We start from the raw sequence: 12,325 nt of genomic DNA, 5'->3' as shown, positions 1-12,325 counted from the left end.
GCCCCTCCGTGCACGAGCACGCATCTACCGCAAAAGCCTTTGAGTCGAGTGCAAAAAAGTATCAGTCCTAGTGCTCCCAAGGATTTGTCACAACCCCATTTCAAGGCTGTAATCAACCGCACACTCTTCCTGACTCCCTGTAGGAAGACACAACAACAATAACTGTCCTTCTGTAGCCCCCTGGGCGCGGAAACGGAGTGCGCGATGAAGTTCACAGCAAAAGTTCTGCTTGCCTCTACCTGCTTGACTATCAGCGCCGTCAGCCTTGGCGCGCAAACCTTGACCATTGCCACCGTCAACAACAGCGACATGATCCGCATGCAAAAGCTCTCGAAAACCTTCGAAGCCGAGCACCCGGAGATCAAGCTGAACTGGGTGGTGCTTGAAGAAAATGTGCTGCGCCAACGCCTGACCACCGACATCGCCACCCAGGGCGGGCAGTTCGACGTGTTGACCATCGGCATGTACGAAGCCGCACTGTGGGGCGCCAAGGGCTGGCTGGAGCCGATGAAGGACTTGCCGGCTTCCTACGACCTCGATGATGTATTCCCTTCGGTGCGTGACGGCTTGTCCGTCAAGGGTTCGCTGTACGCCCTGCCGTTCTATGCCGAAAGCTCGATCACCTATTACCGCACCGACCTGTTCAAGGACGCCGGGCTGACCATGCCCGAGCACCCGACCTGGACGCAGATCGGCGAATTCGCCAGCAAACTCACCGATAAAACCAAAGAACAATACGGCCTGTGCCTGCGCGGCAAAGCCGGTTGGGGCGAGAACATGGCGCTGATCACCACCCTGGCCAACGGCTACGGCGCACGCTGGTTCGATGAGAAATGGCAGCCGGAATTCAACGGCCCCGAGTGGAAGGACGCGCTGAACTTCTACGTCGACAACATGAAGAAATCCGGCCCACCGGGTGCGTCCAGCAACGGCTTCAACGAAAACCTCGCGCTGTTCAACAGCGGCAAGTGTGCGATCTGGGTCGATGCCAGCGTGGCCGGCTCATTTGTCACCGACAAAACCCAGAGCAAGGTGGCGGACCACGTCGGCTTCACGTTTGCCCCCCACGAGAAGACCGACAAGGGCACTTCGTGGCTGTACTCCTGGAGCCTGGCGATCCCCACCAGCTCCAAGGCCAAGGACGCCGCCAAGGTGTTCGCCAGCTGGGCCACGTCCAAGGAATACGGCGCATTGGTCGCCAAGACCGATGGCGTGGCCAATGTCCCACCGGGCACCCGGACTTCGACCTACAGCGAGGAGTACATGAAGGCCGCGCCGTTTGCCAAGGTGACCCTGGAATCCCTGAAAGTCGCGGACCCGACCAAGCCGACGCTCAAGCCGGTGCCGTATATCGGCATCCAGTTGGTGACCATTCCTGAATTCCAGGCGATTGGCACCCAGGTGGGCAAGTTCTTCTCGGGGGCGCTGACCGGTCAGCAGACGGTGGATGCGGCACTGACTGCCGCGCAGACCACTACCGAGCGGGAAATGAAGCGGGCCGGCTATCCCAAATAAAGCAGCCTCCCCCCTGTAAATGTGGGAACCCGCTTTCTGTGGGAGCCGGGCTTGCCCGCGATAGCGGTGTGTCAGTGGATGAATCTGTTTGCTGACACACCACTATCGCAGGCGAGCCAGCTCCCACATTGACCGCGCTCCGACGCTGGCTCCGCCTGTAATCGACTGGCCTTGAATACCATGAATACACCCCCCAAAAACCGCCTGGCCAACCCCGGCTGGTTCCTTGTCAGCCCCTCGGTGGCCCTGCTGCTGTTGTGGATGATCGTGCCGCTGGGCATGACCCTGTACTTTTCGCTGATCCGCTACAACCTGCTCTACCCCGGTGAAAACCAATTCGTCGGGCTGGAAAACTTCACCTACTTCATCACCGATTCGGGCTTCTTGCCCGGCGCCACCAACACCTTGTTGCTGGTGGGCAGCGTGCTGCTGATCAGCGTGGTGCTGGGCGTGTTGATCAGCGCCCTGCTCGAAGCCAGTGAGTTCTTCGGTCGCGGCCTGGTGCGGGTGTTGTTGATCTCGCCGTTCTTCATCATGCCCACCGTCGGTGCGCTGATCTGGAAGAACCTGATTTTCCACCCGGTGTCGGGGATTCTCGCCGCCGTGTGGAAGTTCTTCGGCGCCGAACCGGTGGACTGGCTCGCGCACTACCCGTTGCTGTCGATCATCATCATTGTCTCCTGGCAATGGCTGCCGTTCGCCATCCTGCTGCTGATGACCGCCATGCAGTCCCTCGACCAGGAACAAAAGGAAGCCGCGCGCCTGGACGGTGCCGGCGCCATCGCGATCTTCTGGCACCTGACCCTGCCGCACCTGGCCCGGCCGATTGCCGTGGTGGTGATGATCGAAACGATCTTTCTGCTCTCGGTGTTCGCCGAAATCTTCACCACCACCAACGGCGGCCCCGGCTACGCGTCCACCAACCTCGCCTACCTGATCTACAACCAGGCGCTGGTGCAGTTCGACGTGGGCATGGCCTCGGCCGGCGGCTTGATTGCCGTGGTCATTGCCAATATCGCGGCGATCATCCTGGTGCGGATGATCGGCAAAAACCTGACTGACAAGCCTTGAGGGCCGCGCCATGACGCTTCAACAATCCCGCCGCCTGCAAAGCCTGTTGCTTGGCACGTTGGCCTGGGCCATCGCGATCCTGATCTTCTTCCCGATCTTCTGGATGGTGCTGACCAGCTTCAAGACCGAAATCGACGCGTTCGCCACGCCGCCGCAGTTCATCTTCACGCCGACGCTGGAGAACTACCTGCACATCAACGAGCGCAGCAATTACTTCGCCTACGCCTGGAACTCAGTGGTGATTTCCTTCAGCGCCACGGCTTTGTGCCTGCTGATCTCGGTGCCGGCAGCCTACTCCATGGCCTTCTACGAAACCCAGCGCACCAAGGGCACGCTGCTGTGGATGCTGTCCACCAAGATGCTGCCACCGGTGGGCGTGCTGATGCCGATCTACCTGCTCGCCAAGAGCTTTGGCCTGCTGGACACACGTATCGCGCTGATCATCATCTACACCCTGATCAACCTGCCGATTGTGGTGTGGATGGTTTACACCTACTTCAAGGACATCCCCAAGGACATCCTCGAAGCCGCCCGCCTCGATGGCGCCACCCTGTGGCAGGAAATGGTCCGCGTGCTGCTGCCGATTGCCAAGGGAGGCCTGGCCTCCACAGTGCTGCTGTCGCTGATCCTGTGCTGGAACGAGGCATTCTGGTCGCTGAACCTGACCTCGTCGAATGCCGCGCCGTTGACCGCGCTGATCGCCTCCTACTCCAGCCCCCGAGGGCTTGTTCTGGGCCAAATTGTCCGCCGTGTCGACCCTCGCCTGTGCGCCGATCCTGATCTTTGGCTGGGTCAGCCAGAAACAGCTGGTGCGCGGTTTGTCCTTCGGCGCTGTTAAATAATAATTCCAAGCGGAGGCCCATCATGGCCAACCTGAAAATCAAGAATCTGCAAAAAGGCTTCGAAGGTTTCTCCATCATCAAGGGCATCGACCTTGAGGTGAACGACAAGGAATTCGTGGTCTTCGTCGGCCCGTCGGGCTGTGGTAAATCCACGCTGCTGCGCCTGATCGCCGGGCTGGAAGAAGTCAGCGACGGCACCATCGAACTGGACGGTCGCGACATCACCGAAGTGACCCCGGCCAAGCGTGACCTGGCGATGGTGTTCCAGACCTACGCCCTGTACCCGCACATGAGCGTGCGCAAGAACATGTCGTTCGCCCTGGACCTGGCCGGCGTCGACAAGAAGCTGGTGGAGAGCAAGGTCAGCGAAGCCGCGCGCATCCTCGAACTGGGCCCGTTGCTGGAGCGCAAGCCCAAGCAGCTGTCGGGCGGCCAACGCCAGCGCGTCGCAATCGGCCGCGCCATTGTGCGCAACCCGAAGATCTTCCTGTTCGACGAACCGCTGTCCAACCTCGACGCCGCGCTGCGCGTGCAGATGCGCCTGGAGCTGGCACGCCTGCATAAAGAACTGCAAGCGACGATGATCTACGTGACCCACGATCAGGTCGAGGCCATGACCCTGGCCGACAAGGTGGTGGTGCTCAACAGCGGCCGCATCGAACAGGTCGGCTCGCCGCTGGAGCTGTACCACCAGCCGGCCAACCTGTTTGTCGCCGGGTTTCTCGGCACGCCGAAAATGGGCTTCCTCAAGGGCAAGGTCACCCGCGTCGACAGCCAGAGTTGTGAAGTGCAACTGGATGCCGGCACCTTGATCAGCCTGCCGTTGAGCGGTGCAACCTTGAGCGTGGGCAGCGCGGTAACCCTGGGCATCCGCCCGGAGCACCTGGAAATCGCCACCGCTGGCCAAACCACCCTGACCGTCACCGCCGACGTCGGCGAGCGCCTGGGCAGCGACACCTTCTGCCACGTCAACACCGCCAACGGCGAGCCGCTGACCATGCGCATCCGTGGCGACATGGCCAGCCAATACGGCGAAACCCTGCACCTGCACCTCGACCCGGCGCACTGCCATCTTTTCGACACCGAAGGCAAAGCCGTGGCCCGCCCACTGCGCGCTGCCGCCTGATTTTGCGAGAGTTGTGATGAAACTGAATAAACAGAACCTCACGCGGTTGGCGCCAGAAGTACAGCTGCCGACTTATACGTCTACCTCGCAGGGCATCGCCCATATCGGCGTCGGCGGTTTCCACCGCGCGCATCAGGCGTATTACACCGATGCGCTGATGAACACCGGCGTTGGCCTGGACTGGAGCATCTGCGGCGTCGGCCTGCGCAGCGAGGACCGCAAGGCCCGCGACGACCTGGCCGGTCAGGATTATCTGTTCACCCTGTACGAACTGGGCGACACCGACGACACCGAAGTGCGCGTGATCGGCGCGATCAGCGACATGCTGCTGGCCGAAGACAGCGCCCAGGCGTTGATCGACAAGCTCGCCAGCCCCGAGATCCGCATCCTCTCGCTGACCATCACCGAAGGCGGCTACTGCATCGACGACAGCAACGGCGAGTTCATGGCCCACCTGCCGCAAATCCAGCATGACCTCGCGCACCCCAAGGCGCCGAAAACCGTGTTCGGTTTTCTCTGCGCGGCCCTGACCCAACGCCGCGCCGCCGGCACCCCGGCGTTTACCGTGATGTCCTGCGATAACCTGCCGCACAACGGCGCTGTCACGCGCAAGGCGCTGCTGGCGTTCGCCGCCCTGCACAACGCCGACCTGCATGACTGGATCGCCACGAATGTGAGCTTCCCGAATGCCATGGTCGATCGCATCACGCCGATGACCAGCACCGCCCACCGCCTGCAACTGCATGACGTGCACGGCATCGACGATGCCTGGCCGGTGGTGTGCGAACCCTTTGTGCAGTGGGTGCTGGAAGACAAGTTCGTCAACGGCCGCCCGGCCTGGGAAACGGTCGGCGTGCAGTTCACCGATGACGTGACGCCCTACGAAGAGATGAAGATCGGCTTGCTCAACGGCAGCCACCTGGCCCTCACCTACCTGGGCTTCCTCAAGGGCTATCGGTTTGTCCACGAGACCATGAACGACCCGCTGTTCGTCGCCTATATGCGCGCCTACATGGACCTGGACGTCACGCCCAACCTGGCGCCCGTGCCCGGCATCGACTTGACACACTACAAGCAGACCCTGGTGGATCGTTTCTCCAACCAGGCGATTGCCGACCAGTTGGAGCGCGTGTGCTCCGATGGTTCGTCGAAGTTTCCGAAGTTCACCGTGCCGACCATCAACCGCTTGATTGCCGATGGCCGCGAGACGGAACGTGCGGCGCTGGTGGTGGCGGCGTGGGCGTTGTATCTGAAGGGTGTGGATGAGAATGGCGTGAGCTACACGATTCCGGACCCGCGTGCGGCGTTCTGCCAGGGCCTGGTCAGTGACGATGGATTGATCAGCCAGCGGCTGTTGGGGGTTGAAGAGATTTTTGGCACGGCTATTCCCAATTCGCCTGGGTTTGTGGCAGCGTTCGAGCGGTGTTTTGTGAGCTTGCGTGACCACGGTGTCACCCAAACCCTGCAAACCCTCCTGAAGAAACCGGCTTGAAAAATGTGGGAGCTGGCTTGCCTGCGATAGCGGTGGTTCAGTCAGCCCTGTTGTGACTGACAGATTGCTATCGCAGGCAAGCCAGCTCCCACAGTTGATCGGGTTTTCAATCCAAAACAACAATACTGCTGAGCACCCCACCATGACCCAGCAAAACCTGTTCCTCGGCATCGACTGCGGCACCCAGGGCACCAAGGCCATCGTCCTCGACGCTGCCAGCGGCAAGGTGCTGGGCCAGGGCGACGCTCCACACACATTGATCAGCGGCGCCAACGGCCGCCGCGAGCAAGACACCCAGCAATGGCTCGACGCCTTTACCGCCGCCACCCACCGCGCCTTGCAACAGGCCCGCGTGGACGGCCAGGACGTCCTTGGCATCGGCGTTTCCGGCCAGCAGCACGGCCTGGTGCTGCTCGATGAGGGCGGCCAGGTCCTGCGCCCGGCCAAGCTGTGGTGCGACACCGAAACCACCGCCGAAAACCAGCGACTGCTGGATTATCTGGGCGGCGAAAGCGGCTCGCTGGAACGCCTGGGCGTGGCGATTGCGCCGGGCTACACCGTGTCCAAGCTGCTGTGGACCCGCGAGCAACACCCCGACGTATTCGCGCAGATCGCCCATGTACTGCTGCCCCACGACTACCTCAACTACTGGCTCACCGGGCGTGCCGTCGCCGAATACGGCGATGCGTCGGGCACCGGCTATTTCAATGTGCGCAGCCGCGAATGGGATGTGGCGCTGCTGCAGCACATCGATCCGACTGGGCGCCTGGTCAACGCCTTGCCGCCATTGATCGAGGCCGATCAAGCCGTCGGCACGATCCTGCCGGCCATCGCCGAACGCCTGGGCATCAACCCCAACGCGATCGTGTCCAGCGGCGGCGGCGACAACATGATGGGCGCCCTCGGCACCGGCAACATTGCCCCCGGCGTGATCACCATGAGCCTCGGTTCATCGGGCACCGTCTACGCATTTGCCGACCAACCCAACGTCAGCCCCCAGGCCTCAGTGGCGACGTTCTGCTCATCCAGCGGCGGCTGGCTGCCGTTGATCTGCACCATGAACCTGACCAACGCCACCGGGGTGATCCGCGAGCTGTTCGAACTGGACCTCGCCGCGTTCAACACCCTGGTCGCCGAGGCCCCGATTGGCGCCGAGGGCGTGAGCATGCTGCCGTTCCTCAATGGCGAACGTGTACCTGCCCTGCCCCACGCCAGCGGCAGCCTGCACGGCCTGACCATGACCAACCTGACCCGCGCCAACCTGTGCCGCGCGGTGGTCGAGGGCACCACCTTCGGCCTGCGCTACGGCCTTGACCTGCTGCGCCAGACCGGCCTGCAAAGCCAGAGCATCCGCTTGATCGGCGGCGGTTCGAAAAGCCCGCTGTGGCGGCAGATGGTCGCCGACATCATGAACACCGAAGTGGTCTGTACCGAACAACCGGAAGCTGCCGCACTGGGCGCAGCGATCCAGGCGGCGTGGAGCCAATCCGGCGAATCCCTGGCCCGTTTGTGCGACCGCTGCGTGAGTCTTGACCTGGCCAGCCGCACCTTGCCGGTGGCGGCCAGTGTCGGCGCCTATCAACAGGCCTACGAGCGCTATCAACAGCACGTGGCCACCCTTTAAGAGCGAACGACTATGTATCTGGTGTGTGGTGAAGCGCTGTTTGATTTTTTCAGCGAGGAGGATGCCAGCGGGCAGGCTTCCAAGGTCAACTACAAGGCACTTGCCGGTGGCTCGCCGTTCAACGTGGCCGTGGGTCTGCGCCGCCTGGGCGTCGAGGCGGGACTGTTCGGTGGCGTGTCCACCGACTTCCTCGGCCGGCGCCTGTTGCAGGTGCTCAGGGACGAAGGCGTGAGCGAACAGTTCCTGGTGGAATTCGCCGCGCCGACCACCCTGTCGATGGTCGCGGTGGGCAGCGATGGTTCGCCGCAGTACAACTTTCGCGGCGACGGGTGCGCGGATCGCCTGCTGCAGACCAGCCATCTGCCGGCACTCGGCGCTGACATTCGCGGCCTGCATATCGGCTCGTTTTCCCTGGTGGTGCAGCCGGTGGGCGACACCCTGCTGCACCTGGTCAAGCGTGAAAGCGGCAAGCGCCTGATCAGCCTCGATCCCAACGTGCGTCTCAACCCGCAACCGGACATCCACCTGTGGCGCGCGCGCATCGACGAGCTGGTGCAGCATGCCGACTTGATCAAGGTCAGCGACGAAGACCTGCACCTGCTCTACCCCGAACAGTCGCCGGAAAGCGTCTTGCAAGGTTGGCTGCAACACCGTTGCCAGCTGGTGTTTCTCACCCGCGGTGGCGACGGCGCCAGCGTATTCAGCCGCCAGCATGGGCACTGGTCTGCACCTGCGGTCAAGGTGGTGATGGCCGATACGGTCGGCGCCGGGGATACCTTCCAGGCGGCGTTGATTGCCTGGCTGACCGAGCACGCGCTGGACTCGGTAGAAGGCCTGCAACAGCTGTCTCGCGAGCAGATCGACCGCATGCTGGGGTTTGCCATTCGCGCCGCGGCCATGACCTGCGGCAAGACCGGCCCGGACCTGCCCTACCGCGACCAACTGGGCTGAAAATCGCGATAAATGTAGGAGAAATTCGGCGATCATGTAGGTAATCGCTTTCGAACATGAAGCTTTTGTCAGGAACCCCCAAAATTAATCAATGGTTAATGTCGGGGGACAACAGTGAACGCGTCCGCCCATCACCACGATGGGCCAGCGAATCCCTGTTGGAGAACCTTCATGAACACCCAAACCCTGCTGATCGGCCTCACCTTGGCGCTGGCCGCCGTTTCGGGCGTGGCCCAAGCCGATTCAAAACCGGTGCCTTACCGCTACGGCATGCCCATGGATGTGCAGAAAGTCATCTCGATGAACGAACCGCAGACCAGCGAATGCAAGGTCGTCAAGGCCGATATCAAGTTTCTCGACAAGGCCGGTGTCGAGCAGTACGTAAGCTACAAGAAGCTGTCTGAAGCCTGCCTGTCCCAGAATTGAGCACCGTGCTGACAAAGGGCGGCGTATTGGCTTGCGAACGGTTATCCTTGCGCGCTGATCACCCGGCCGAAAGGACTCGTCATGCCGCTGCGCTTTCATACGCTCGCCCTCTTCACCGCCCTGCTCTGCTTCGCCCTCGCACTCACGTGGGGCCTGCGCCCCGACTGGCTGTTATGGTTGTGGAGTGTGGAATATTCAAGCGCCACGGGCTTGGTGGCCCGGCGTAACGCCGCGCTGTTCCTGGCCCTCGGCATCATGTTCTACCGCGCCCGCCACGCACCTCCCTCTGACACACGCCGCGCCATCACCACCGGGTTTATCGCCGGGTGTTTTGTCTTGGCCGCGTTGGGTTTGAGCGAGTGGATCAGTGGCAACGCCGGCCCGGGCATCCTGCTGGCGGTGGCCACGGAAACCGTGCTGGGCCTGGCGTTTATCCAGGCCCACAGGGCGTCGGTGCCAACCCCTCAAACGGCGGCCTGATCAATAGGCACGCCCGCCCGCTCTTTGCAGGGCGGGTGCATGGGAGTGCTTGAGGTTTTCGCGCAACCCGGTGATCAGGTTGCAAATGGCGCGGCTGCTGTCGAGTTTATCGGCGTTGATGCCTTTGACTTCCAAATCCACCCGGTCACGGTCGCGGTCGTCGTAGACCTTGATCGTCAGCGAAGCGTCTTCGGCTTTGGTGCATTCGCACCGCTTGGGCAGGAAACTTGTTTCAATAATGCTGCGTAGTTCCAGTTCCGAAAGCATGGTCAACCTCTCCTTTCCTGAGACTGCCAATCGATTGTTATGGATCCGGCAGGCACTGGCCTGCCACGTCTTGCCAACCCTGGAAGACGCTTGCAATCACCAGCCTACCCGGCAAAATCCGCTGGCGTTGTAACCTTTCCTCATAAGCCCCTTGCGGCGTTATATAACTTGAACAGCGCCCGTTTAATCATCGGCGAACGGCTGCGATTAAACGTTTAACTTACGTATTCAAGTTAAACGACCGCTTGGGCAGCCACTCTTTCAGCAACATGTCGCAAACTATCGAAGTTGATATTCGCCCCGGAATTGATCGCTACCAGGGTCTGCCCAACGACACCACTGCGCGCGACGTACTTGCGAATGCCGGCCACCGCCAATGCCCCGGAAGGCTCGGTGATGGACCGTGTGTCGTCGTAGATCAGCTTGATCGCGCTGCACAGTTCGTCGTTGCTGACGGTGATGACTTCGTCCACCCAATCGCGGCAGATTTCAAACCCAAACGCGCCGACCTGCGCCACCGCCGTGCCATCGGCAAACCCATCGACACTGGGCAACACCACCCGCTCGCCGGCACGCAGGGCCGCCAACAGGCAACTGGAACCTTCGGGCTCGACGCCGACGATGCGCACTTCGGGACGCAGGTATTTGACGTACGCGGCAATCCCGGCGATAAGCCCGCCGCCGCCCACCGGTACAAAGATCGCGTCCAGGGGGCCTTGTTGCTGGCGCAGGATTTCCATGGCCACCGTGCCCTGGCCGGCGATCACCTCCGGGTCATCGAAGGGCGAGACAAAGGTGCAACCCGAGGCCTCGGCCAGTTGCAACGCATGGGCCAGGGCAAACGGAAAACTCGCCCCGTGCAGCACCGCTTCGGCACCCCGCGAGCGCACGCCCAGCACCTTGAGTTCCGGGGTGGTGGCGGGCATGACGATACGCGCCTTGATCCCCAATTCCCGGGCCGCCAGCGCCACGCCTTGCGCATGGTTGCCCGGCGAGGCCGTCACCACGCCCCGGGCCTTTTGCACGTCACTGAGTTGCACCAGCATGTTGTAGGCGCCGCGGATCTTGAAGGAAAACGTCGGTTGCAGGTCTTCACGCTTGAGCAGCACGGTATTGCCCAGCAAGGCCGACAACGCCGGCGCCGCTTGCAAGGGCGTGCGCACCGCCAGGTCGTACACCGGGGCGGCGAGGATTTTTTTCACGTAATGCTCAAGCAGCCCAGTGTCGGCGGTGTGGGGCGCGGTGCAGGTGCTCATGGGTGTCTCCTGGCGTGGTGCAAAGGGCCCTGGAGACGGAAAAACAAAACCCGCCTCTAGGGCGGGTTTGGGTACAGCCGTGCGCTATCCCGCCAAATGAGGAATGGCGGTAATAATCATGCTTGGCTGAGTGCGGACAGTTGGATAAGTCATGGCCTGAAACTAACCGCCGACGGCAGGACGAGTCAACAAAAGGTTTACTTGCGATATACGAAACATATACGCTTTGTATATCAACCCAGCACAGTGAACCCCATGGGCATCGTCAAGATTACCGACCAACTGCACGAACAATTGCGCCTGGCCAGCGCCGCGATGGACCGCTCCATCAACGCCCAGGCCGAGTTCTGGATCAAGATCGGCCTGCTCGCCGAACTCAATCCCAACCTGGCCTACAACGACCTGATCAACAAACTGTTGCTGGACAAGCCCGACCTGATCCGGGGGCGCAGCTGATGATCAAGACCGCCGCCCAACTGGCCGTGATGCGCGAATCCGGGCGCCTGCTGGCCCAGGTGTTCGACATGCTCGACGGCTTTGTCGCCGCCGGCCGCTCCACCCTGGCGCTGGACAGCGCCGTCGAAGCCTTCATCCGCAACGACTTGCAGGCCCGCCCCGCCAGCCTTGGCCAATACGATTACCCCTTCTCCATCAACACCTCGATCAACGAGGTGGTGTGCCACGGCATGCCCAGTGCCAAGGATGTGTTGCAGGACGGCGACATCATCAACATCGACATCACCCTGGAAAAAGGCGGCTACATCGCCGACTCCAGCAAGATGTACATGATCGGCAACGTGCCGCCCAAGGCCCGGCGCCTGGTGGAACAGACCTTCGAGGCGATGTGGGCGGGCATCCGCCAGGTCAAGCCCGGCGCGCGCCTGGGCGACATCGGCCACGCGATCCAGAGCCACGCCCAGGCCAACGGCTACAGCGTGGTGCGTGAGTACTGCGGCCATGGCATTGGCCGGCAGATGCATGAAGAACCGCAGATCCTCCACTTCGGCCGCCCCGGCACCGGGCTGGAACTGCGTGAAGGCATGGTGTTTACCGTCGAGCCGATGCTTAACCAGGGCGGCGCCAAAGTGCGCAGCCTCAAGGATGGCTGGACGGTGGTGACCAAGGACAACAGTTTGTCGGCGCAATGGGAACATACGGTGGCGGTGACTGCGCAGGGGTTTGAGGTGCTGACGCTGCAAGCCACGCCCTGAATCCCCCTGTGGGAACTGGATTTTTTGTGGGAGCTGGCTTGCCTGCGATAGCGGTGGGTCAGTC

General features: G+C 61.9%; 11 protein-coding genes and 2 pseudogenes. 11 read left to right on the top strand and 2 right to left on the bottom strand.

Translation table 11 applies throughout. From position 1 onward, the window contains the following. Positions 1–204: 204 nt before the first annotated feature. From PSH87_RS12510 to PSH87_RS12470, 9 genes and pseudogenes are all read left to right on the top strand, one after another. Positions 205–1,515, top strand: a complete 1,311-nt coding sequence (locus tag PSH87_RS12510; RefSeq protein WP_305433878.1) for a sugar ABC transporter substrate-binding protein — start codon at positions 205–207, stop codon at positions 1,513–1,515. 180 nt (positions 1,516–1,695) lie between these two features. Further along, positions 1,696–2,586, top strand: a complete 891-nt coding sequence (locus PSH87_RS12505; RefSeq protein ID WP_207046692.1) for a carbohydrate ABC transporter permease — start codon at positions 1,696–1,698, stop codon at positions 2,584–2,586. Between the two features lie 10 nt (positions 2,587–2,596). Further along, a pseudogene (locus PSH87_RS12500) lies at positions 2,597–3,428 on the top strand (carbohydrate ABC transporter permease). Positions 3,429–3,450: 22 nt separating this feature from the next. Beyond that, complete coding sequence (locus PSH87_RS12495; protein WP_017734517.1) at positions 3,451–4,554, top strand: ABC transporter ATP-binding protein; 1,104 nt, start codon at positions 3,451–3,453, stop codon at positions 4,552–4,554. 16 nt (positions 4,555–4,570) lie between these two features. Further along, entirely contained in the window at positions 4,571–6,046 is a 1,476-nt protein-coding gene (locus PSH87_RS12490; protein ID WP_305433875.1) for a mannitol dehydrogenase family protein, read from the top strand. Between the two features lie 142 nt (positions 6,047–6,188). Further along, positions 6,189–7,670 (top strand): xylulokinase, encoded by a 1,482-nt coding sequence (gene xylB / locus PSH87_RS12485; protein WP_305433873.1) that lies wholly within the window; start codon positions 6,189–6,191, stop codon positions 7,668–7,670. Positions 7,671–7,682: 12 nt separating this feature from the next. After that, positions 7,683–8,621 carry a carbohydrate kinase gene (locus tag PSH87_RS12480; protein WP_305433871.1) on the top strand — a complete coding sequence of 313 codons (939 nt, stop codon included), beginning with the start codon at positions 7,683–7,685 and terminating at the stop codon, positions 8,619–8,621. 171 nt (positions 8,622–8,792) lie between these two features. Next, on the top strand, positions 8,793–9,047 hold the full coding sequence (locus tag PSH87_RS12475) for a DUF2790 domain-containing protein (protein ID WP_305433869.1): 255 nt from the start codon (positions 8,793–8,795) through the stop codon (positions 9,045–9,047). Positions 9,048–9,128: 81 nt separating this feature from the next. Further along, the gene (locus PSH87_RS12470; RefSeq protein ID WP_305433868.1) at positions 9,129–9,527 is read left to right on the top strand and encodes a hypothetical protein; all 399 of its coding nucleotides are present in this window, start codon (positions 9,129–9,131) and stop codon (positions 9,525–9,527) included. On the opposite strand, the gene PSH87_RS12465 is transcribed toward PSH87_RS12470, so the two are convergent. Next, on the bottom strand, positions 9,528–9,794 hold the full coding sequence (locus PSH87_RS12465; RefSeq protein ID WP_305433866.1) for a DUF1652 domain-containing protein: 267 nt from the start codon (positions 9,792–9,794) through the stop codon (positions 9,528–9,530). A 257-nt stretch (positions 9,795–10,051) separates the two neighbouring features. Beyond that, positions 10,052–11,050, bottom strand: a pseudogene (gene ilvA, locus PSH87_RS12460) (threonine ammonia-lyase, biosynthetic); the annotation flags it as partial. Positions 11,051–11,305: 255 nt separating this feature from the next. Here ilvA and PSH87_RS12455 point away from each other — a divergent pair. Continuing rightward, positions 11,306–11,506, top strand: coding sequence for a ParD-like family protein (locus tag PSH87_RS12455; protein ID WP_017735467.1), 201 nt, complete (start codon positions 11,306–11,308; stop codon positions 11,504–11,506). Continuing rightward, positions 11,506–12,261, top strand: coding sequence for a type I methionyl aminopeptidase (gene map, locus PSH87_RS12450; RefSeq protein ID WP_305433862.1), 756 nt, complete (start codon positions 11,506–11,508; stop codon positions 12,259–12,261). Before PSH87_RS12455 ends, map begins: the two co-directional genes overlap by 1 nt. Positions 12,262–12,325: the final 64 nt, after the last annotated feature.

Origin of the sequence: Pseudomonas sp. FP453, assembly GCF_030687495.1 — a bacterium.
Lineage (GTDB): Bacteria > Pseudomonadota > Gammaproteobacteria > Pseudomonadales > Pseudomonadaceae > Aquipseudomonas.
Note: the sequence above shows the minus strand (reverse complement) of the source record. Positions and strands in the feature narration are given on the sequence as shown.